24 protein-coding genes are annotated in these 22,193 nt (G+C 55.3%); 9 read left to right on the top strand and 15 right to left on the bottom strand.

What is annotated here, in order from left to right; all coding sequences use genetic code 11:
- Positions 1 to 11: 11 nt before the first annotated feature.
- Entirely contained in the window at positions 12 to 266 is a 255-nt protein-coding gene (locus ACMTNU_RS06335) for a hypothetical protein (RefSeq protein ID WP_413934384.1), read from the bottom strand.
- Between the two features lie 146 nt (positions 267 to 412).
- Between ACMTNU_RS06335 and ACMTNU_RS06330 the strand changes: the two genes are divergently transcribed.
- Positions 413 to 1,999: a M28 family peptidase gene (locus ACMTNU_RS06330; RefSeq protein ID WP_413934383.1), complete on the top strand. Its 1,587-nt coding sequence runs from the start codon at positions 413 to 415 to the stop codon at positions 1,997 to 1,999.
- Between the two features lie 54 nt (positions 2,000 to 2,053).
- On the opposite strand, the gene ACMTNU_RS06325 is transcribed toward ACMTNU_RS06330, so the two are convergent.
- Complete coding sequence (locus tag ACMTNU_RS06325; RefSeq protein WP_413934382.1) at positions 2,054 to 2,455, bottom strand: hypothetical protein; 402 nt, start codon at positions 2,453 to 2,455, stop codon at positions 2,054 to 2,056.
- Between the two features lie 105 nt (positions 2,456 to 2,560).
- Here ACMTNU_RS06325 and ACMTNU_RS06320 point away from each other — a divergent pair, with 105 nt between their 5' ends.
- From ACMTNU_RS06320 to ACMTNU_RS06310, 3 genes are all read left to right on the top strand, one after another.
- A complete protein-coding gene (locus ACMTNU_RS06320; RefSeq protein WP_413934381.1) occupies positions 2,561 to 4,126 on the top strand; it encodes a TolC family protein in 1,566 nt (521 codons plus the stop codon).
- A 7-nt stretch (positions 4,127 to 4,133) separates the two neighbouring features.
- On the top strand, positions 4,134 to 4,841 hold the full coding sequence (locus ACMTNU_RS06315; RefSeq protein WP_413934380.1) for a CPBP family intramembrane glutamic endopeptidase: 708 nt from the start codon (positions 4,134 to 4,136) through the stop codon (positions 4,839 to 4,841).
- A gap of 103 nt (positions 4,842 to 4,944) precedes the next feature.
- A complete protein-coding gene (locus ACMTNU_RS06310) occupies positions 4,945 to 5,283 on the top strand; it encodes a DUF3147 domain-containing protein (protein WP_413934379.1) in 339 nt (112 codons plus the stop codon).
- A 331-nt stretch (positions 5,284 to 5,614) separates the two neighbouring features.
- Here ACMTNU_RS06310 and ACMTNU_RS06305 read toward each other — a convergent pair whose 3' ends face one another.
- Positions 5,615 to 5,935 carry a heavy metal-binding domain-containing protein gene (locus ACMTNU_RS06305; protein WP_413934378.1) on the bottom strand — a complete coding sequence of 107 codons (321 nt, stop codon included), beginning with the start codon at positions 5,933 to 5,935 and terminating at the stop codon, positions 5,615 to 5,617.
- Between the two features lie 129 nt (positions 5,936 to 6,064).
- On the opposite strand from ACMTNU_RS06305, the gene uvrA reads away from it, so the two are divergent.
- Entirely contained in the window at positions 6,065 to 8,881 is a 2,817-nt protein-coding gene (gene uvrA / locus ACMTNU_RS06300; RefSeq protein WP_413934377.1) for an excinuclease ABC subunit UvrA, read from the top strand.
- A 43-nt stretch (positions 8,882 to 8,924) separates the two neighbouring features.
- Here the strand turns inward: uvrA and ACMTNU_RS06295 are convergent, their stop codons facing one another.
- The 7 genes from ACMTNU_RS06295 to ACMTNU_RS06265 form a co-directional block, all read right to left on the bottom strand.
- Positions 8,925 to 9,917, bottom strand: coding sequence for a heme-binding protein (locus ACMTNU_RS06295; RefSeq protein WP_413934376.1), 993 nt, complete (start codon positions 9,915 to 9,917; stop codon positions 8,925 to 8,927).
- A 623-nt stretch (positions 9,918 to 10,540) separates the two neighbouring features.
- On the bottom strand, positions 10,541 to 11,920 hold the full coding sequence (locus ACMTNU_RS06290) for a DUF3422 family protein (RefSeq protein ID WP_413934375.1): 1,380 nt from the start codon (positions 11,918 to 11,920) through the stop codon (positions 10,541 to 10,543).
- A 100-nt stretch (positions 11,921 to 12,020) separates the two neighbouring features.
- Positions 12,021 to 12,581: a YqgE/AlgH family protein gene (locus ACMTNU_RS06285; RefSeq protein ID WP_413934374.1), complete on the bottom strand. Its 561-nt coding sequence runs from the start codon at positions 12,579 to 12,581 to the stop codon at positions 12,021 to 12,023.
- Between the two features lie 62 nt (positions 12,582 to 12,643).
- On the bottom strand, positions 12,644 to 13,435 hold the full coding sequence (locus ACMTNU_RS06280; protein WP_413934373.1) for a nitrilase-related carbon-nitrogen hydrolase: 792 nt from the start codon (positions 13,433 to 13,435) through the stop codon (positions 12,644 to 12,646).
- A gap of 91 nt (positions 13,436 to 13,526) precedes the next feature.
- The gene (gene smbP, locus ACMTNU_RS06275) at positions 13,527 to 13,874 is read right to left on the bottom strand and encodes a small metal-binding protein SmbP (protein WP_413934372.1); all 348 of its coding nucleotides are present in this window, start codon (positions 13,872 to 13,874) and stop codon (positions 13,527 to 13,529) included.
- A gap of 86 nt (positions 13,875 to 13,960) precedes the next feature.
- Positions 13,961 to 14,839, bottom strand: coding sequence for a sulfurtransferase (locus tag ACMTNU_RS06270; protein WP_413934371.1), 879 nt, complete (start codon positions 14,837 to 14,839; stop codon positions 13,961 to 13,963).
- Positions 14,840 to 14,873: 34 nt separating this feature from the next.
- The gene (locus ACMTNU_RS06265; RefSeq protein WP_413934370.1) at positions 14,874 to 15,770 is read right to left on the bottom strand and encodes a histone deacetylase; all 897 of its coding nucleotides are present in this window, start codon (positions 15,768 to 15,770) and stop codon (positions 14,874 to 14,876) included.
- Between the two features lie 246 nt (positions 15,771 to 16,016).
- On the opposite strand from ACMTNU_RS06265, the gene ACMTNU_RS06260 reads away from it, so the two are divergent.
- Positions 16,017 to 16,334 (top strand): tetratricopeptide repeat protein, encoded by a 318-nt coding sequence (locus tag ACMTNU_RS06260; protein WP_413934369.1) that lies wholly within the window; start codon positions 16,017 to 16,019, stop codon positions 16,332 to 16,334.
- A gap of 68 nt (positions 16,335 to 16,402) precedes the next feature.
- Here the strand turns inward: ACMTNU_RS06260 and ACMTNU_RS06255 are convergent, their stop codons facing one another.
- Both ACMTNU_RS06255 and ACMTNU_RS06250 read right to left on the bottom strand, forming a co-directional pair.
- Complete coding sequence (locus ACMTNU_RS06255; protein ID WP_413934368.1) at positions 16,403 to 17,248, bottom strand: hypothetical protein; 846 nt, start codon at positions 17,246 to 17,248, stop codon at positions 16,403 to 16,405.
- 3 nt (positions 17,249 to 17,251) lie between these two features.
- A complete protein-coding gene (locus ACMTNU_RS06250; RefSeq protein WP_413934367.1) occupies positions 17,252 to 17,581 on the bottom strand; it encodes a hypothetical protein in 330 nt (109 codons plus the stop codon).
- Positions 17,582 to 17,731: 150 nt separating this feature from the next.
- On the opposite strand from ACMTNU_RS06250, the gene ACMTNU_RS06245 reads away from it, so the two are divergent.
- Positions 17,732 to 19,534: a M3 family oligoendopeptidase gene (locus tag ACMTNU_RS06245; RefSeq protein WP_413934366.1), complete on the top strand. Its 1,803-nt coding sequence runs from the start codon at positions 17,732 to 17,734 to the stop codon at positions 19,532 to 19,534.
- A gap of 30 nt (positions 19,535 to 19,564) precedes the next feature.
- On the opposite strand, the gene ACMTNU_RS06240 is transcribed toward ACMTNU_RS06245, so the two are convergent.
- Entirely contained in the window at positions 19,565 to 20,161 is a 597-nt protein-coding gene (locus ACMTNU_RS06240) for a pseudouridine synthase (RefSeq protein WP_413934365.1), read from the bottom strand.
- 176 nt (positions 20,162 to 20,337) lie between these two features.
- On the opposite strand from ACMTNU_RS06240, the gene ACMTNU_RS06235 reads away from it, so the two are divergent.
- A complete protein-coding gene (locus ACMTNU_RS06235) occupies positions 20,338 to 20,532 on the top strand; it encodes a bacterioferritin-associated ferredoxin (RefSeq protein WP_413934364.1) in 195 nt (64 codons plus the stop codon).
- Positions 20,533 to 20,665: 133 nt separating this feature from the next.
- Here the strand turns inward: ACMTNU_RS06235 and ACMTNU_RS06230 are convergent, their stop codons facing one another.
- The gene (locus tag ACMTNU_RS06230) at positions 20,666 to 21,307 is read right to left on the bottom strand and encodes a flavodoxin family protein (RefSeq protein ID WP_413934363.1); all 642 of its coding nucleotides are present in this window, start codon (positions 21,305 to 21,307) and stop codon (positions 20,666 to 20,668) included.
- Positions 21,308 to 21,341: 34 nt separating this feature from the next.
- On the bottom strand, positions 21,342 to 21,527 hold the full coding sequence (locus ACMTNU_RS06225) for a hypothetical protein (protein ID WP_090747688.1): 186 nt from the start codon (positions 21,525 to 21,527) through the stop codon (positions 21,342 to 21,344).
- Between the two features lie 131 nt (positions 21,528 to 21,658).
- Between ACMTNU_RS06225 and ACMTNU_RS06220 the strand changes: the two genes are divergently transcribed.
- Positions 21,659 to 22,135, top strand: coding sequence for a DUF192 domain-containing protein (locus ACMTNU_RS06220; protein WP_413934362.1), 477 nt, complete (start codon positions 21,659 to 21,661; stop codon positions 22,133 to 22,135).
- Positions 22,136 to 22,193: the final 58 nt, after the last annotated feature.

Here is a 22,193-nt window from a genome sequence, read left to right as displayed (position 1 = left end):
CACAGCTTGCCTTACTTGAGGTTTCCTGATTTCTTGATCTGAAGAATGTCACGTTGCAACCGGTCCCGCTCAGCAAGAAGGGTTCGTCGACGCTTCCACCGATCCCACGTCCACCACCGCAGTTTCTCCCGAAACGTCACTACCGGAGGCGCCGCACTTCCGGCTGGAGCCTGCTGGAAAGAATACCCCTCGTGAGTATCACACTCCTCAAAAAACCGCCGGTACAAGTGATCGTACAATCCTTTTCCTTGCTCGCCCCCTGCCATCCTGAATCTCCATCCTCACAACATGGACGTCCGTCTTGCTCGCCGAGCGAATAGTACCTGGGCTCGGTACGGCTCTGCAACCGGCTTCCCTGCATGCTATGATCCATCGGTCAGCCACCGTTGCTCTCTGTGGCCCGGATACCATCATGAATGCCTTTGCACCCTTTCTGAATCGATTGCTCACCCCAATAGTGATCTGCGCTGCCGTGACCTTCTTATTACAACCCCAGGTCCCGCTCGCACAGGCACCGGAGACGGCATTCCAAGCGGCCATAGAGTCACTTTCTCCGGAACGAATGGTGGCCGACATTCGCACACTCAGCAGCCCCGAGTTCAACGGACGACAAGCCGGCACCAACGCGGACCTCGAGTCTGCACGGTGGGTGGCGCAAGAATTTCTTTCAGCAGGCCTGCGGCTCACACGAGTGCACAACGGATCCCTGGTCGTACCTTTCTTCACGGGGAAGGATGGTACTTCCTCCGGAGCGATGGCAACCCGGGTTCCGACTCCAGTACTCACGCCGGAGCCACTCTTACGAGTCGGAGCAACCTACCATCTGATCACCAAAACGCTTGGCTTGGACTATCTCCCCATTTTTGATTCGCCATCCGCAGAGATCCAAGCCCCGGTCGTCTTCGTCGGATATGGCATCGTTGATCCAACTCAACACATCGATGACTATGCCGGTGTCGACGTAAATAATTGCATCGTGCTGTTTCTGCGGGGCAAGCCTGAATATTACGCACAGGCCGTAAGCCACGCCGACAAAGTGCGATATGCACGAGAACGTGGAGCGATCGGCTACCTGACGGCAACAGGTCCCATTCTCCATCCCTATGAAATCCGTCGCGGCGTCACTGGGGGTGCCAGTGCCTTCTACAGCCAACTGCCTCAGGACCAAGCGATTCCCGGCGCCTGGATCACTACCGCCCTGGCACAAGAGCTTCTCCAGCAGTCGGATGGTACCGGTTCTGATCGCTTGCGTGTTTTTCAAGAGCGCCTGAACCAATCCACCTCATCACACGCAATCAAGACCGATCGGTTCGTATCGCTTCAGTGGAAGACAACGACGGAGGACGGACTTCTGATCAATGTGCTTGGAATGATCCCTGGAACCGGATCGGAAACAGTGATTATCGGAGCCCATCGAGATCACTTTGGCCGTCCCGGTGGGATTCTCTTTCCCGGTGCCGACGACAACGCCTCGGGAACGGCGGTCATCGTAGAGGTGGGACGGGCGCTCGCCAAACTCGAGAGGCGTCCTTCCCGAACCATCCTCTTTGTCTCGTTCAGCGGAGAAGAACGCGACATGCTCGGCTCACGCCTGTACACCTCGCGCCCTGTCCTGCCGCTCTCCCTCACCAAGGCCATGATCAATATCGATCACGCTGGAGTCGGAAACGCACGACTCACCGTCGGGGTAACGGGAATCGAGAAGGATATTGCATTCGAGGCGGGCCAGTCTGCCGGCGTGAAGGAGAGGCTAGATCTTTATGGATTTTTCCCTGGTGGCGACCATGTCCCGTTCAAAGAAGCCGGAGTCCCGACCATCACCGTCGTCAGCAGCGGCGTCCATCCACACTTCCATCAACCAACCGACAACGCCGACACGATCGACCCCAAGATCCTTAAAGCCGCATCTCAGTTCGTCTTGGCCTTGACGTGGCACCTGGCCTATGTATCAACGGATACAGGAGGCGAGTCCAGCACCACGTCTCCGCTCCCGCAGTGAGCCGCCGCATGCCCAACGGCAAGCATGAAACCGCGGAACGTACTCAAGGCCCGATTAGGGAAACGGTTCTAGCAATTCCGACTCAATCGGCGGCAACAAATCCGTCTGGCGCGGTGGAGGAGGCAGAACGGTTGGACTCCCGGCCTGATTCGCTCCTTGTATAAGCCCAATGGACAGTTGCGGACCAAAGGTCATCACGGCTCCGCTCCAGGCCTGACCCGTAGTCGGGTTTCGAAAGTTGTGCGATTGGAAGTGTTGTCCCGGTCCGTAGAGAAACCCCTGCGTGCCCTGGTTGTCGATATACAAACTTCCCCCCGGAAGCTTCAGCAGGGGTGAGACTCCGCCCGCGAACGACCGCACCCCCGAGGCACTCTGGGCCCACGCTGGCACAGCGACGCAGAAGGTGGCGGCGGTAAGCAAACACAGAAACACGCCTAATGAATTGATCCGAGTCATCCGAACGGATGCGTGTCGGACAGAGGGTCTGTGAATTTCCATGACGTGAACCATACAACACTTTATAGTATGCTCTTGTATCGCTCGTTGATCAAGGAGGCATGAATGAATGGTACTTCCTCGACTCGTATCTATCGTCTCACGATCATGGTGGTCACAGGATGGGCATGCATGTCCCTGCCACACACGGCTTGGTGTTGGGACGTGACTCAGCCGCTCCCAACGGAGCGGCGTGAAACTGTGTCACTAGCTGATGCTGCAGTGCGGGCATTACAGAACAATCTCGATATCAGCATCAGCCGACAGAATCGCGAAAGTCGACTGGCTGATATCATCATTGAACAGTCGAAGTTCGACCCAAACCTGAGCATCAACGGCCAATACAACCGAACCGTGAATCCCCTCAATCGTCCTGTCTTCGGAGGAACTGGAGACTTACTTGGTCAGATCACGACCTTCGATCAACGGAACCATTCACTGACGCTCGATGCACAGACCAACCTGATCACAGGCGGCAACTTGGACGTCAACTATAGCCCGGCTAGAAACAGCGTCAATCAAAATGTCGCACGCGGATTTCTATTCAACCCGGCCTGGACGGGAGGACTGGCGTTCACGTTCACCCAACCGCTGCTCAGGAACGCAGGAATTGCCATCAACAAGACCTTTATCAAGGTCGCTCAAAACAATGCGATCGTCGAACAGCATGTCTTTCGAGATCGAGTCATGACCGTCATCACTTCGGTGGAACAAACCTACTGGGAGGTGGTATTTGCGAATGACAATCTGAAGGTCGCCCAAGCCGCCTTGAAGGCCGCCGAAGAACTTTTGGCTGCCAACCGAGCGAAGACCAAGGCTGGGGTTATGTCGATCGTCGATGTTCTGCAAGCCGAGGCCGCAGTGGCCTCGCGAGTGGAGCAAGTGTTAGTGGCCGAGAAAGCCATCCGCGACCAGGAAGATCAACTACGGCGGCTCTTGAATCCCGGCGAAGAGGATCTTCGGCAAGATGTCCGCCTCACGCCGGTTGATCCTCCCGTCACCGTTCTTGAACCTCTGAGCCTGCAAGAGGCCATCGACACCGCCATCGAACAACGGCCTGAAATCACACAGGCCAAGAAAAATGTCGAAACCGGTGAACTCAATAAGCAGTTTGCGCGTAACCAGCTGCTCCCAACCCTTTCACTTCAAGGCACGATCGGACTTGCCGGCCTGGGCGGGGACTACGGTGAATCCTTCACCAGAAATTTCAGCGGCGACTTCTATAACTATGGAGCCGGGCTGGTACTCAGCTATCCGCTCGGGAACCGAGCCGCCGTCAACACGTATAGCAAGCGCAAGCTTGAGGCGCAAAACGCGGAGGTGGCCCTCGCGAATGTGCGCCAGCAGATCATCGTCGGTATTCGTGAAGCGGTGCGCCGGGTTCAGACGGATTTTAAGCGGATCGAAACGACCCGCTCCGCACGCATCATGGCGGAGAAACAACTCCAGGCCGAGCAGGAACGGCTGAAAGTAGGACTCAGCACGACACGCTTTGTACTCGAATTCCAACGTGACCTCGCGACTGCGCAGGGCAACGAGTTACGGGCGATCGTTGATTACAACAAGTCGTTGTCCAATTTGTCCAGGCACAAGGCGACCACCTTGGACCGCTATCACCTCGAGCTCTCATAACACGCTCATGACTCCCGAGCCCCATCGGCTCGTTCACGATCGCGTTGTTTGTACGGGCTCCAGACTGGCACTGCTCCCCATCGGAGCCACGCTCGGCTATTATGCTCTTCCCACTTCTCTCCAAACTCAACTGCTTGCTCAATTCACCCCGCAGTTGCTGGCCTATCTGGCAATGGGCATCTGGGCTTCAGGCACATCTGAGATCGCAAGACAGCTGGGGCTGGAGCGGGCAAAGTTCATCAATGGACTGAAGTGGGGGCTGCTGACAGGACTGGTCCTAGGCTGCCTCAATACTATTGTGATTCTGTCGCTCTACCCATCATTCGGTTACGACATCACTTTTTTGACACAGACCCCTCACGGCCGGCTGCCTGTTTTGCTGATGGTACCCTGGTTCATCTGCTGCATCGCGTTCTTCGTAGAGATCAACTTTCGCGGGTTCCTCTTGGGCCGCTTGGCTGAATTCGAACGGAAGTGGAGAGGGGATCACCTCGGCAGACAGCTCACTCCCCTTGCACTGTTGGCGACAACGCTGGTGTTTACCTTCGACCCCTTCATGGTGAATACCTTTCGGCATCTCCATTGGATTGCTCTGTGGGACGGACTTGTCTGGGGAACGATCTGGCTCCGAACTCGCAATCTCTGGATTACCATCGTCGCCCACGCCGTGGAGGTCATCATCATGTACAGTGCCGTCAGGACAGCGATTGGATAAGAACCGAGAGATCCGAATCACCATAGTGGGGTGGGATTGTGATGCAGAAACGGCCCGTCATCAGTATCATTTGATAGTTCAGGAAACCTAAGGAGGATTGTTCGTGGGTGATCTCGCAAAGTATGTCGTCTATTTCTTACTCGGCGGCACGATCGTCAGCCTATCCACCTACCTCGGAGCCAAAGGCAACTCATTTCTCGCGGCCATGGCCAGTACCTTCCCCGCCATCACCGCCGCCACCTTCATTCTGCTATACATGAATGGCGGTGGCGCCACGACCGTCGACTACGCCAAGAGCCTCATGTGGTTTGTCCCACCCTGGATCGTCTACGTCACCGCCATGATTGTCGGTATCCCACGCCTGGGCTTCTGGGCTTCAATGGCTGGATCGCTCGTCCTGTACCTGGGATGCGTGGGGCTTGTGAAGATGCTGCTGCGGTAGCCGCACAAAATCAGATTCGCCAGAACTCCGGCTTGCCAAGGGATTCGGATTCCGTATGCTTCCAAGGATCTTTGCAGCGTCGACCAACTTTTCACCAAGACTAACTTGAACGGGCCTATACCTCGATGTCTAATACAGAGCTGGAGAATCATACTTGAGAGGCATCTGGAGACGGCATTTTCTGCATACTGAAAGCCGCTTCTCTCGCAGGAGGCTCAAAATGGCTGTCCCGCGAGGCCGCAGCGAGTGAAGGGCCGAGGCATACCCTCTGGGGTACGTTGAGGGTCTGAACGACGCGAGAACAAAACTGGCGGACATTTTCAGACTCCGCCTACTCCACCACCACTGCCGTGCCATTCGCACTGACCATCAGCATACTACTGTTCGTGCCGATGGTTTCATAATCGATGTCGATACCCACGATTGCGTTGGCACCGAGATTCTTGGCCTGCTCCTCCATCTCTTCAAGCGCGATCGTCTTGGCCTTTCGGAGTTCCTTTTCGTAACCCGCCGAACGCCCACCGACGATATCCCGAATCGACGCGAAAAAATCACGAAAGATATTCGCACCGAGAATCGCGTCACCGGAAACTAATCCCAGATACTTCACCGTCTTCTTGCCCTCAATGTTATTGGTCGTCGACAAAATCATGTGCCCTCCTGGTTAGATATTCGGCATTCCCTCAGCCAACTGGCGAATCGGCAGATCCTCCCTCAACCCCATTGAAGCCCTGTGATAGGACTGCTAGCATTATTCACTTATCATACTTAGGACCAGACCGTGAAACCTAATCCTCCGCTTCCGAATCAATCTATTAATCTCATCATTGAGGGTGCGAGGCAAAATAACCTCAAGAACGTCTCGCTGCAGATTCCCCACAATCAAGTCACCGCCATCACTGGGGTATCTGGATCTGGAAAGTCGTCGCTCGCGTTCGACACGATCTTTGCCGAAGGCCAGTGGCGGTATGTGGAGTCGCTCTCGACTTATGCCCGGATGTTTCTCGACAAGGTGGCTCGCCCGGATATCGATCGACTGATCAATGTCCGCCCGGCAATTGCCATTGAACAGAAGAATCAGGTACGCACGGCTCGTTCGACGGTCGGCACGACAACGGAGATCGCCGATCTCCTACGCCTCCTCTTCGCCAAAATCGGCAAGCCAACTTGCCCAGACTGCAAACAAGAAGGCCGTTCGTTTCAACCAGACTCCGTCGCAGACGACCTCCTCACTCGATGGCCTGATTCCAGAGCCATGATTCTATTCCCTCTTGCCGATCCCAAGCCAAAAGAAGAAGCCGCATTTGTCCAATCCCTCCTCACGCGCGGGTTCACCAGGGTCAAAACGCAGGATGATGTGATCGACCTCCACGAGGCTGGGCAGGTAAAACTTCACAAGTCTCATTCGCTCCATATCGTTCTCGATCGTCTCGTCATTCGGGAAGACAACCGCACGCGACTAATTGAGGGTGTGGAAACAGCCTTTCGTGAAGGGGAGGGCCGGTGTTCCATCGACATCATCAACCATGGACCTCAGTCCTACAGCACGAAATTTCTCTGCCAGAGTTGCGGACGAACCTTTGAACCACTCCGGCCGATTCTCTTTTCCTTCAACCATCCACTCGGGGCCTGTCCCGAGTGCAAAGGCTTCGGTAATGTGCTGCGGTACGATCCCGAGCTGGTCATCCCCGATCAGACAAAATCTCTCGCCGAAGGAGCGATCGAACCCTGGAGTAAGCCCAGCTCGGCCTGGTGGCAGAAACAAATGCTGACTGCGATGAAAAAACATGGCGTTGACGTCGAGACTCCCTTCAAGTCGCTGCCGGCGGATCAGCAGCAGTTGCTCTGGGAAGGAGCCAAATCGTTTGACGGCATTAATGACTTCTTTGAGTACCTCGAAGGCAAGCGATACAAGCTACACGTACGCGTCTTTCTCAGCCGCTACCGCACGCCTTTCGATTGCCCCAGTTGCCATGGCAGCCGCCTGAAACCGGATGCGCGCTTCGTCAAGCTCGCCGGCAGTGATATCCACGAGACGACGGAACGAACGGTTGAGAGTCTTGCAGCCTGGGTGGACTCCCTGCCCTTGCGCCGATCCGAACAGGAGATCGCGTCGGATATCCTCCGGCAACTCAAAGCGAAACTGGGCTTTCTCCAACGCGTCGGCCTCGGATACTTGACGCTCAATCGGCAAACAAAAACCCTCTCCGGTGGGGAAGCCCAGCGAGTGGCATTGGCGAATCAACTCGGTTCGCGACTCGTCGGCACACTCTACGTGCTTGACGAACCGACCATTGGGCTCCATGCCAGGGATACCGATCTATTGGCCGGCATCCTCCGTGACCTCGCAGCGACCGGAAATACCGTCGTGGTCGTCGAGCATGACCGCCGCATGATTGAGTCCGCCGATTTCCTCGTCGAACTGGGCCCCCAATCCGGTGAAAAGGGTGGTGAGATCGTCTGTGCAGCACCAACGAAGGAGTTCATCCAAGATCGTCGGGCCACAACTGCTCGATACTTGCGCGGTGAAGAGGAGATCCCCCAACCTCAGTCGCGACGAACCGGTAACGGCAAGACGCTGGTGCTCGCCGGGGCCACGGAACACAACCTCAAAGATCTCTCCTTCCGTATCCCCCTCGGCATGTTAATCTGTGTGACCGGTGTGTCTGGTTCCGGGAAAAGTACGCTGGTTGAAGAGACCCTCTATCGAGCCGTGGCCAGGGCCTTTCGTGTGGCATCTCTACCCATGGGGCATTTCAAAGCGATCAAAGGTATCGAACACCTCAAAGGCATCCGCCTGATCGATCAACAACCGATCGGCCGTACGCCACGATCTAACCCGATTACCTACCTAAAAGGCTTCGACGAAATCCGTCAGCTCTTCGCCGCGGAACGGGAGGCACAACAACAAGGACTTACACCGGGACACTTTTCGTTCAACGCCGCCGGTGGCCGGTGCGAACGCTGCGAAGGCAGCGGCGTAGAGAAGTTGGAGATGTATTTCTTCGAAGATATCTATGCGCCCTGTGAGATCTGTGACGGCAAGCGCTTTAACGCAGAGGTCCTCAAGATTCGTTACCGCAGGAAGAATATCGCCGAAGTCCTCAATATGACCGTGGAAGAAGCCACTTCATTCTTCACCGGATCGCCAAAGCTACAAGATAAGCTCCATCTGCTCTCCTCAATCGGGCTTGGCTATCTTCGCCTGGGCCAATCCGCGACCACATTGTCAGGTGGAGAAGCCCAGCGATTGAAGATCGCCGCCGAGCTCAAAGATGCCTCAGCCAAAGACATCCTCTATATTATGGATGAGCCCACCACCGGTCTGCATTTTGAGGATATCAAGAAACTCCTCACCGTCCTCCACAAACTCGTGAACGCCGGGAACACAGTGGTCGTCGTCGAACATAATCTCGATGTCATCAAATCTGCGGACTGGATCATCGATCTCGGCCCTGAAGGCGGCGCTGAGGGAGGGCAGATTATCGCCGAAGGCCGCCCAGAACAAGTGGCAAAAGTAGTTGGATCACACACAGGTCGGTTTTTGTCGGAAATCCTCAGACCAGAACTCCTCAGGGTTGAGGCGACGACGGATTGAACATCCGCCGCCGCCTCGATACGCGGAGGAGATCACTTTGGGATCAGCAAACTTTCTCCAAGGTGTTGATGCTGACATGCGGCCATTGAATGAGTCCTGGGCAACAGCTGGGAGGCAATCCATCTACACGCGGGAAGAAATCCAGCATGACTAGCTGGGAATATTGCAGACGCAGTTTCGGCTTTCCATCCTTGTCCTTCTCTTTCAACTCCTGAATCCAGAAGGTGGACTTCATGACCGTCGCATTGGCCTGCCTCACAATAAAGGGGATGTTCACCACGCCACCCGTCGGATGCGTTGAGTCAACATCCAGGACCGTGGTGCGTTCGATCTCAATACCTTTATTCGCCTCCTCGAGGAGGTCGTTCGGACTGATGGGGTTGAACAAGCCTTGAAACAGATTGTCATTAAAATGTTTGTATGGGGCCAGATAGGGATTCTTCAGATCTTGATCAACCCCGATCGGCAAACCGTTGATGTCAGGAATGCTTGGTCTGCCCGGGTGTTCACTACTCTGACCTAACGCCAGCACCGAATCGCCGTGAGGGATACTCGCAAGCCGCGCAATATTCAGACTGTCCGTCATGCCGTTCGTCATATGCAGCCACAAACCTGGTTCATGATGAATGGCAGCGCCAGCCGGACCAGCCAGGCCGCTCTTCGGGAAATCATCGGCGGCGATTTGTTTGATGCTCTGTTGATAATCGAGCGTCACGAGAAACTGATCGGTATTCGCAGGAGTCCCCGGAGAGAGACGGACGCCACGATTCGGCACGGCCTTATCGACCAGGGTAAACTCAAGCTCTTCGTTGTATTGATTGACCAGTAAGCGATAATTGAGGGGAAAGGGAACTCCCTGCGGCGGCGGCGCCACAAAGGGCAGCGCGATCATATTCCATCCACGCCCCTGTAAGTTCGGCACGTTCGCCCACTTCCCTGGAAGCAGCTTCAACGGTCCAAGTTCCGGGTCATTGGGCTTGGGATCTTTTTCAATCCTCCGTGTTGTATTCTGGAGTTCCGCTGGTTTCGTTTTCATTCTAATATCTCCTTTTCGTTGAATTGGCCATGCGTGGCAACAACCGACATGAACATGCCTTCGCCCAGTGAGAGTAGAGAACCGCTCAATCAGGTATCAGATACCCTCGACCTCCTTTCCTTGATTCGCCAATCCCCCACTCCATACGTCGTACGTGAGCCGGCAGGAATTCTTTGGAGCTCGACTCTTGCGTGACTTCCTCGTCGCTTAGAGCAAGTGAAATGCCTGTACTGCGGCATTTCCACCAACCGGCAATGCAAGCGGTGACAAGCTCCCTAGTTTCAGCAAGATATGATGCTCAGCAAAACCTCACTTACAGGAGGTCCATCGCACCGATCACTCGTGCCTGAATCCAAATGGATTCAGGAGCTGTATCGGATGTGATACGTCACGAGAAATGTCGTTCGTATTTTTGCTCTCACTCAGAGCAGGAGTGGTGGAAGACAACAGCACTACTGCTGGTAAATATCCTGGGCCTTACTTGATGGGACACCAGCACATTCACCAGTGAAGATCAGCCCATGAGCGTGCTGTTGGAATTCGCTAGGGTGCAGAAAATATGAAGGAGAAACGATGCGGCACTTACGTGGATATCGCAGGCTTTAGCGACCTACCGCAGTGAGCTACTCTTCCTGCTTGTCAGCGTTGGTCGCTGGTTGCTCACCCGCCAGCTTCTTGTGCAGATATTTTTTACTGAAGGTGGTGACGGCGAAGGCCAACCCAATGGCGACCGGCACGAAGATCGCCGAGGCCACATTCGCATTACCAAGCCAACCGACTTCGTACAGCCCCTTGAAGACGTATCCTGCCAGGCCGGCCAGATAGTAGGCGATCACGATGACAGACAGGCCTTCAACGGTATGCTGGAGAATGACCTGGCTCTTCGTCGTCTTGTCGACGCTCTGGAGGAGCGTGAGGTTTTGTGACTCCACAATCAAGTCGATCCGGGTGCGAATAATCGCAATGATGCCTTCGAATCCGCCGCGGAGCGTATCAATCCGGCGCAAGAGTTGTTGATACCCTTCCGCCACACCCGTAATGCCTCCCAACACATAGTCGGAGATGGGACGGTAGGAGGCTGTGGGCTGCTCCGCCAACGAGCCCAACGTGGCATGCACGATCTTATCATACGGAATCGAGGCCGACAGTTCGAAGTGTAATTTGCCCGCCATGCGATTGGTTTTCAGCAAGTCTTGCGTGAGGCTGTTCAACCATCGCTGCAGCGTCTCAGGATTGGCGTGCCCGATATGTCCCGTAATGATTTCTCGCTGCTGGAGATGCACCTGTTCGAATTTATAGACTTGGTCGATCGCGGCTGAGAACAGCGGCTTCTGCATCAGCAGGAGATGGTAGTAGGTTTCGATCCGCACCACGGCATCCACAATGTCTTTCAACCGCGAGTGGTCGCCTTGCAACGGACCGACACTCACCCAGTACCGTTCCCGCCCGTGATTGTCCGGCGTAAAACTGGTCACGACAGCCGCCTGCTCATTGAAGATTCGGCTGCCATACAACACAGGCCCTGGTAGCTGCCCTCTTACCTCTTCTCGCGAAGGCAGGGCTCCCGTCTTCAGCACGATATCCAACCGGCAGACGACGGAACCCAGGGGTGTCAACGAAACAGGGGCAGCTGGAAACGTGAGTGGTCCAAACGTGAGTAGGCTCGCCGGCGATGAAGGCACATGCCAAAATTGGTAGTTATAGTATTCCGTATGGGCTTGCCAGATGAGAATGAGGCGATCTCCATTCTCGGCTTCCTTCACACCATAGCCAAAATTGTCTCGCAGTTCGATCCGCTCATCGGAAACCTTGAATCGCTCCAGTAACGATTGAAATTCAGCTCGGCTGGCCGGCCGCTGCGTGGGTGGGTCGGACATGCGAAAGGCTTCGTACTGCACATGAGCCGGTGCGCGAAGCCACTCGCTAATCGGCTGATGCGGTTGTTCGTGCAGTTTCTTCAGAAATGAGTCGCCGTCTTCCCGAGATAAGCCCGCCTGAGTCACAAATCTCTCCCCTACGAGAATGAATACAGCCTTAACACTCGCCGCTATTTTCTTTGCCAATGATGCGTGAGTGATGAGGAGAGAAGCAAGAGGAGAGGATTTAGTTGCAGGATGGATCGAACGGCATCTCCGCGTAGGGCTGATAGGCTTCGCCCAACGTGCACAAGATGTCTCCCCACACACGCGTCGGATCCTTTTCAAACACCGCTTGAGGATCGGCCGGAAGGATAATCCACGAGCCGGTTTTCATCTCGCCTTCCAGCTGGCCTGGCCCCCATCCGGAATAGCCGAGATAGGCCCTGAAGAATTCTTTAGTGCCGGCCGCAGTCAGAATGCGTTCGACCATCCCGATATCTCCGCCGAGACAGACTCCGTCGAAGACATGGTGGGCGTTGTCCGGAAATTGGTCGCCCCGGTAGAGCAACATCACTTGATTCGTTTGTACGGGACCGCCGGCATAGAGGACATGCCCTGTACCTTCGATGACGGGAATCTGCGGCAGCGCCTCAGAAATGGACATAGCAGTGGGCCGATTCACAATGACACCCAGCGCCCCTTCCGGTCCATGTTCGCACAGCAACACCACGGTCTGGCGAAAATTTGGATCGCGCAGGGCTGGAGCGGCGATCAGAAACATGCCCTTCCGGAGTTCCGTACTCATAAGCGAAATCCTACCCTGCCCATGCGACTTGCGCAAGCTCCGGACAGAATACATGTGAACGGTTATAGCTTGTACAGGGACGCACGCCGGTCACGAAACAGATCGTTATAGCAATTGAGACTTTTATTGCGGGCTTCAGCCGGATCGATCTCAATGATGGTCAGTTCTTCTTTATCACGAGACGCTCTCTGCGTGATCACGCCTTTCGGTGTGACGATTTCACTCTGTCCGATATAGGTCAATGGATCCTTCTCACCGCGTGCTTCCCGACCGATCCGGTTGCATGTCACGGCAAACACTCGATTTTCAAGGCACCGAACGGGCATCGAATCCGGGCAGTTCGGCAAGACGAGGTTGGAGGGATGGCAGATAATCTCAGCGCCCTGTATCGCTAATGTCCGAGCAGCCTCCGGATAGTACCAATCGAAACAAATCATGACACCGATCTTGGCGATACCGATATCCCACACCAGAAAGCCGGAATCACCCGGCGTGAAGAACTGGGTCTCTTCGTAAAACAGATGGGTTTTTCGGTAACACCCCAGAAATCCAGATGGCCCCACGACCACAGCCGAGTTGTAACAGACTGACCCGGATCGCTCAGGGAGCCCTGCCACAAGATGCATCTTGCGGCGTTTTGCGATATCGACCAGCCGACGAACTGTCGGGCCATCGGGAACCGGCTCGGCCAGCCTCTGTACCTCCTCACGAGACACGAACTGATACCCGGACGCGAACAACTCCGGGAGTATGAGCAGATCGGCATCTGCCTGCTCCAGCTTCGCCGTCACCACATCAAGATTCGCAGCGACTTCCCCGAATTGCGAATCGAATTGGTAGAAGCCGACTCGCACAGGATGCTCCTTGCATACAAGAACGGGCAGGGATTGTGTCCCTGCCCGTCCAAAATCTCAGCTGGCAGCCGACAATTATCGGCTCTTGACGTTATTTCACTTCAGCCAGATGCGTGGCGCCGCCCTCAGCGTGTTCCGTGCATGCCTCCGCATGTCCGGCTTTGCCATGCTTCACCGCTTCCGTCAGATGCTTGACGCCTTCGAGTAAATGTGGGTTTTTCCCACCCGCAGCCGTCGCATGCTTCAGCGCTTCTTCTGCATGCTGCACACAGGCGTCGGCATGGCCTTCTTTACCATGCGATGCCGCACCCCTCGCATGTTCGACCGCTTCCGCCACATGCTTGTCACCTGCCAGTGCGACACCATTGAACAACGGCGCCCCGAGTAACAGGCCGCCTCCAATCACTACCAACGCACCACGAAGAATTCTTCTCATCATGGCTGCCTCCTTGATGGGTGAAAATTCGCAGTTCAGACGACACCGACTTCCTATGAAATGACCTTACACAGCGTGTCTCGCGGCTGTCAAGAAGCTTGGGGTGCCGAAGAAAATCCAAGAATTTTCTGCAGGGCCTGCAAGTCCTTCTCGACCGGCGCGGCGAAGTCCCGACTCCACTCCCACCATGATCCTGGATAGTTGCTGACCCTTGGATATCCCACCAGCTTGAGAATAAAGTAGAGCCAGGCCGATCGTACCCCGCCGGTACAGTAGCAAATTACATCCTGACCAGGATGAACCCCTTTCGCCTCCAGCATTTCCTTGATTATCGTGACGTCCTTGATCGTGGCATCCTTATTCAAAAATCCGTTCCACGCCAAATGAATGGCTGACGGAATATGCCCCGGTCTGGGGATGCCCGATACTTCTTTTCCAAGGTACTCTTCAACGCTCCGCGCATCCAGAATCGCGGTCTGGGGATGAGACATCTTCACGATCGTTTTCAGATCGTCTTTCACCATCATCAACGCGGGCACCGGTCGCGCCGTAAAGTTCCCCATCGTTGACGACACCGACCCATGTGCAAAAGGCCGCTTCTCTGCAGTCCACTTTACCCATCCTCCATCCAGAATCCGCAGGCGTGGGTGGCCCAGATGTTCCAACATCCAAAACATCCGCCCTTCATCGCCCCAATTGTCGAAGGGATTCGAATAGATCACAACGTCACTGTCGTGATTGATCCCAAGACGACGAAGGATCTGCTCAATCTGGCCGAGGTCTGGATTCAGCAGTCCCTTCGCGACGGCGTTGGGGTCACTGTACTCATGCCAGGTCGAATGGACGGCGCCAGGAATATGGCCACCGAATTCATAGGCCGCTCTGCCTCGAACGTCGATGACGACGAGGCCAGGCCGACCTAGCTGTTGCTGCAGTGTATCGGTATCGATCAAGAGTGGATGTGTCACGATGTCGGTCCTCTTACAATCTTCGGTGTACAGTTCAACAGTTCAGAAGCGCGTTAACATGCGCATCAACGGACCCTGCCAGTGCGGTAAGGTTGTAGCCTCCCTCCAGCGACGAGAAGATGCGGCCCTTTGCATGGTGTTTGGCAACCCCAGCTACGATGTTCGTCAGATCCGTATACCCAGCTTCCGTCAACCCCATACTGGCCAATGGATCGTCTTTGTGTGCGTCGAATCCCGCCGAGATGATCACAAACTCTGGTTTGAATGCATCAGCCGCCGGTACAAGTGCTTTGAGAAAGATGTTGTGGTACTCCTCATCGCCCTCTCCGGCCTCCATCGGCACATTGATGGTAAACCCCTCGCCAGCCCCCTTGCCTCGCTCGGTCCCTCGACCTGTGCCGGGGTAGTGGGGATATTGATGAGTACTGAAAAAGAGCACGGAGGGATCCTCCTCAAAACTGTGCTGTGTCCCATTCCCATGGTGCACGTCCCAATCGACGATGAGCACCTTGGTGAGCCCGTATTTCTTTTGGACATAGCGCGCGGCGATCGCCACGTTATTGAAGAGACAGAACCCCATCGCACGTCCAGCTTCAGCATGATGTCCTGGCGGACGGACAGCACAAAAGACGTGCTCCACCTGATCGGCCATGATGGCATCGACCGCTGCCAAGGCACCACCCGCGGCTAAGTAGGCAGCATGCAACGAGCCCGACGACATCGAGGTATCCGGATCCAGTGAGACACGCCCCTCCGTGGGCGCATGCCGATTCAACGACGCCACATAAGCCGGTGAATGAACCTGCGTAATCCACTCATCTTCAGCCCGTCGGGGCTCGATGCGGGTCAGGCGAGCGGCTGTTCCACTCTCTTCCAATCGCTGTATGATCGCACGAAGCCGGTTGGGTGATTCCGGATGTCCCGGTCCCATGTCATGCTCAAGAAACGCTGGATGGTAGACGAGGCCCGTTTTGCCCACAACAAATACCGTGATGAGTGAAATGTGAAGCGTCGTTCGTGACTTCAGTTTCGAGTTCCAGGTTTCAGGCAGTCGTGACTCGAAACAAGAAACCTGAAACGTAAAACTCTGGACGCATCGACCGTCAGATTATCACGCAGAAAACGTCATAGACAATGTACGAGTGGCGCTGCTATCGTCCTCACACGGAGGGGAATAATGCCAAATCCTAGAATTGAACCGCTCAAGAAAGTGCTCGCCATCGATCCGAACGACGATGTGGCCTGGTTTGGCTTGGGGAAAGCCTATATGGACGATGGGAATTTTGAAGAAGCCGCCAAGGCGCTACAACAATGCATCACAGTGAAGCCGACCTACTCCGCCGCCTACTTTGCACTGGCACAGTCACTCCATAAACTGAATCGGATCGACGAATGCCGTACAATCTGTGCAACTGGCATCGATGTCTCCACCAAGAATGGTGATGCCATGGTAACGAAGAATCTCGAACTGCTCAAAGGCTCAGTACCTTCCTGACGTGTTGTGACTCGTCGACGGCCTCTTTACTCTGAGCTCGTGAGCAGAATAATGACAGTACGGCACAGTTACAATAGTTGACCAATAGAGTCCCTCTGCAGTTCGGAGAATGAGGCTAATGCGCGTGGGTTCTGAATCAACAACCGCACTCGTGGTTGAGCTTTCTGGTGTTGTGGACGCTCCATCACTTCGACATTAGCCAATCTGGTCCCGGCTTTTGACGGCAAAGGCTCAACATCCCACAACGAAATCACCACCGCACTGATTGAACGAAGACTCATCAAGAGCACCGTCACCGTGCCGGCCAGCATTTTCAGATCCAACCAGATCTCTTCCGGCCTAGTCGCTCTGTCACCCTGCAGATCGGCCCGTGGGATCGAAATCCCGAGCACGACCGGATCACAATAGTCGGCGAGTTGTTTGGCCTTCTGACGAATACGCGCCAGAATCCGGTGGGTGAGAATCACCCCACGATCTTCCTCCTCACCAGCAACCTCATCGAGATCAAGCCCACGCACCGGCAATCGTTGCCGCTCCGCTGACCCCACCATCGTGGTGACTTCCACGAAGAACCGTTCACCTCCGACGCGGCATTCGAGATCGGCTGTGCGGGCTTGGGATTCCGGCAGAAACGTGACGTGGGCCCCGGTGCAAATCAGCTGGGTCGCCAATTCCAATTCAGCGAGCGCGGATTCCCTCACCCCATAATCATAGTGTGTGAGACGACGAACGAGTCGGTTGAGGCGCAGATGGCTCGATTGATCCGTACAGTGCCGATGGAGGGCCGACCACCGGTCGTGGAGACTCCGCGACAGGCCTTGTTCCTCTCGCTTCCACGCGGGCACGTGCGCTGGATGCTCACCGTGAAGCGGTGCAACCAACCTGACCGTCTTTCGTGGACGAAATCTCGCCATCGTTCATACCGATGCCGAATCTTCATCATCGTTGGGTGATAAGCCAAGCGACTCCGGTCGACGCTGTGCCACCTCTTCATACAAATCGTCCAACCATCGACCGGCACAACCCAACACCTCACGGACCAGCGGTTCCGGCTGACCAGTTTGCCTGATCGTCCATTGTGATACGTACTCCAAGAGCGTCTCCCGGTCGAACTGCCGGCTGGACTGCGTCGCCAACGTCACAAGTTCACCCAGTCCAATGTGCAAGATCTCGGCGACCATATCCTTTCCATACGACGTGCTGGCCGTCACATATTGAATGGCACGATTGATTTCTTGTTCAGTCATGGCCACGACGCTAAAAACCTGTCACATTCTCGACGCCTCCGTCAATGCGTGTATGCAGGTTCCGCCTGCGGCCTCACATTTTTCTCTTCTCCCGAATGAGACCGATGATATGATCGGCCATTATTCGATTCACGTATCAAGGAGTACCCGATGGCCCGAACATCCGCGAAGCAACCTGTCACCAAACGAAGCCGCTCGACCTTTCCAGACCGATGGGACCTTACCCAGCTGGTCAACGATCCAGTGGCTGACATCGCCGCCCAGCTTGCCGATCTGGAATCGAAGGTCATGAAGATAGAAGCCGCACGATCGACAGTGACCCCCTCCATGTCCAGCCATGATTTTCTCAAGGTGCTCCAGCTCAGCGAGGAGATCGCACAGGGCGCATCGCGTCTCGGGGCCTATACCTATCTGCGGTTTTCCGAAAACACGAAAGATGCCGATGCTCGTTCATTGAAGACCCGGGTGGAAGAACAGCTGACCGGCCTGACGAATCGATTGCTGTTCTTCGAACTCTGGTGGCAGGGCGTAGACGACGTCAATGCGGCGCGCCTGATGGCTGATGCGGGCGATCTGCGCTATCACCTGGAGACCATCCGGCGCTTCAAGCCGCACACCATGTCCGAGCCGGAAGAAAAGATCCTCAACCTCAAAAACGTCACGGGCCGAAGCGCCGTCCACACCCTCTACGATGTCGTGACAAACGGATTCACCTTCACCATAACCGTCGGCGGAAAGAAAAAGAGCGTCAATCGGGAAGAACTGATGACCTACGTGCGGAACCCGAAGGCTCCTGTCCGTCAGGCTGCCTATCAGGAACTCTATCGTGTCTTTGCAACCCAGCGCGACTTGTTGGGAGAGATCTACAAAACGCTCGTGAATGATCTGAAATCGGAAAACCTCGGGCTCCGCCGTTTTTCTTCTCCCATCGCCAGTCGCAATCTCAGCAACGACGTACCGGACCAGGCCGTCGACGTCCTCCTGGCGTCCTGCGCGAAGAACGCCGACATCTTTCAAACCTATTTCAAACTCAAAGCCAAGATCTGCAAAATCAAATCGATGAGCCGATACCATCTCTACGCGCCGCACCGGACAGAGACAAAAAAATACCGATACGCTGATGCCATCACGATGGTGCTCGACGCGTACCGGGGCTTTTCACCTCGCCTGGCGGAATTAGCAGAGCAAGTGTTTCGAGATCGACATATCGACGCCCCGACACGCTCAGGCAAACTGGGCGGCGCCTACTGCTACAGCATCGTTCCAGGCATGACACCCTATGTCATGCTGAACTACACGGGGGAAGCCCGCGACATTGCGACTATGGCCCATGAACTCGGCCATGCCGTCCATGGCATGCTGGCCAAAGACCATTCTACCTTCACCTTCCATTCAACACTGCCCCTGGCGGAAACGGCATCCGTCTTCGGGGAGCGCATACTCTCCGACGCGTTGATGTCCCAGGAACGAAACAAAGCCGTTCAGCAAGGCCTTCTGTTGGGCCAATTGGACGACATTTACGCCACTGTACTGAGGCAAGCCTACTTCGTTCGTTTTGAAAAGTTGGCCCATCAGATGATCGCGGACGGTGCAACGGCCGATCAATTGGCGAAGACCTATGGACAGGAGCTGCGGCAACAGTTTGGTAAGGCCGTCAAAGTGCCGGATGAATTTCAATGGGAGTGGCTGACCATTCCCCATATTTTTGCCAGCCCATTCTACTGCTACGCCTACAGCTTTGGGAACTTGCTCGTGCTGGCACTCTACCGCATGTACAAGGAACAAGGCCCTGCGTTTGTCCCGAAGTATCTGGATCTCCTGGCCACCGGCGGTTCGCAGTCGCCACAGCAAATCCTCGCTACCGTCGGTGTCGATATGACTTCCGAAGCCTTCTGGCAATCGGGGTTCGATACGATCCGGGAGATGGTCGAACAGCTGGAAGAAACGATGTAAGTCACAAGATTGGTGGTGACAGAGATGATGTCAGGCATCGCGTCGGGAAGCGGAAGGACGACTGCGAAGAGGCGGGATGTCATCCTCCTGCAAGTCTCGCCACTCCCCGGGTTTGAGATCGCCTAGACGAACGGCGCCAATGGCGATACGAACCAGCCGCAAGGTGGGATGACCGACCGCTGCCGTCATGCGGCGAACTTGACGATTCATACCTTCATGGATCGTGATCTCCAGCCAGGCCGTTGGGACGTGTTTCCGAAACCTGATCGGCACTGAACGTTCAGGCAGCATAGGCTCCTCAGCAAGCAGCCTCACCGTTGCTCGTCTCGTCCGCGTTCCGCCTAGCACGACTCCTTGGCTAAGTTGTGTAACGGCTCGTTCATTGGGGACTCGTTCCACCTGCACCAGATACACTTTCGGTAGCTTATGCTGTGGGTCGGTAATCCGGTGGGCAAGGTTGCCATCCGAGGTCAAGATCATGAGTCCCTCGCTGTCCTGATCAAGACGCCCCGCCGCATAGACATCGGGTACACTGACATAATCCGCCAGCGTCGGTCTCCCCTCTGAATCGGTAAAACATGGTAGCACCCCGTAGGGCTTATTGAATGCGATGGTGCGGACAGACATGCTCACCTCGAGCGCTATGCCGATCGTTTAATTCCATCTGCTATCCATTTCCAGCCAGACAGACTCGGAAATGGGCACCAAATAGGCCTCTAGGAGAGCGCTTTGGACGAGTTGACAGAATACCCACCATCTGGCATACTGAGAATGCTTCTCATAATCGCAAAAGGGGGAATTCCATGTACATGTGCCTGTGCAAAGGAATCACCGAGTCGGAGGTTCGAGCGGCGGGTCGAGCCGGAATCGTGATGGCCAACCAACTTAAAACCAAGTTTGACCTCAAGTGTCACGGCTGTTGCGGACGCTGCGCCAAGAACATCCATGAATTTGTCGAGGTCGCCGCGCAAGGAGCCGCCACCTCCTGCCCCAGGTAATCAACTTGTCTTCTTACTGAAACCGCACCGAGACGTTCACCGCTTCACCGCACAGCACTCTTCCTCCGGATACGCCTCCATTCCAATGGCTCCTATATGTTTGTCGATGGAAGGTGCCTGCGCAAGAATCAGTTTACTTAGCAGAGGCTCTACTGATCAGTTTGGCGACATCTGCAACTCGTTGACCCAGAGCCCTCGCATCGGCCAGTTCGTTCTTGTCTATCCCCGGACTGTCGCCTTCTGTTGTGGCGGATGCTCCGAATGCACCTCCGCCGCTTACTACGATCATCTGATTGCCCAGCATGGCGGCAAGAATCGTCAGCATCGTCACTTCCTTGCCGCTGGAGACCTGTCCTCCGGTCGCAAACGCCGCACCGACTTTGTTCTTCATTTTGAACTCGGGAAACACACCGAACTTGAACTGCCAATTGTCGAAGAACGTTTTGACCTCTCCGGACATGTTGGACCAGTAGACCGGTGACCCGACGATCACCGCATCGGAGGAGAACAGATCTTCCGCCGTGACCAGATTTACACGTCTAAGCACCACCACGGTATTCGGCACAGACCGGGCCCCCTCAACGACCGCCTCCGCCATCCGCTCTGTATTGCCGGAAGATGAGTGGTACGTCACGAGAATCTTCACGACCGGAAAGGCCTCGTCCGCCCAGGATCTCGAGGCACAGCCGGTGGAGAGCGTGAAGAGCAGCAGGGCTATAGCAATAAAAGACAGGGAGGGGGTTGGAGACGAATGCTGCGTGCAGAGTGCGGCCACAGGGTGATGGTCCAGATAATAAACGGTCAGATGCTTAGTGTCGGAATGTCTCTTCCTCCATATGCTCTTCCACCGACACTTCGGTCAGCGTTCCCCGATAGGTGCAGCGGTGACAACGAATCCGCCACTCCTCGATCCATTTCTCCTGAACATAAGACTGACGACACCCAGGACACACGAACACGCCTTTTTTGTACAACACCCGCCGCTTCTCTTGCATAAGTTCCTCGCTTGATTAGCGCTGGAGAATCGCACAAGACGCGACGAGATTGCAACATGGTGGGACCCATCACCAGCCTCACCCAGCCAGCCTTCTTGACTGAAGAAGGTCGCGATCATTAGGATGCGCTGATGCGCCAAACACTCTCAGCTGGGCTTGTTCTCTATCTCGTCATCACCGGTGGATTCCTTGCCATCGACGTACCGGCAAGCCGCGCCGCAGGATCTGACCTGGTCTCCATTCAAACGCCGTCTGGCGTCACGATCAAGGCCGAGGTCGCCGACACGCCATTAAAGCGCTCGGTGGGGCTGATGTATCGAGACCAGCTCAAAAAGGACCACGGCATGCTGTTTTTCTTCGGCCAACCCCAGGCCTGGAACTTCTGGATGAAGAACACCAAGATCGCGCTCGACCTCATCTGGATTGACGGGAAGAAACGCGTGACACACATCGAGCGCAATGTGCCGATTTGCACGAAGAGTGATGACTCCTGCCCGCAATATCGCCCGAACAGTGATGACGCGGTGTACGTTCTTGAGATCGCTGGGGGAACGGTTGACGGATATAAGATCGAGAAAGGATCAAAATTACAGTTCGGCCAACCCTAACCGTCCTAAAAACTACTCTGGCGCTTCAGACAACATACTGCTTCCTGATCCCAAATGA

It is taken from the genome of Nitrospira sp. BLG_1, assembly GCF_047338595.1.
Classification (GTDB): Bacteria; Nitrospirota; Nitrospiria; order Nitrospirales; family Nitrospiraceae; genus Nitrospira_D.
This window is presented reverse-complemented; position numbering and strand designations above follow the sequence as displayed.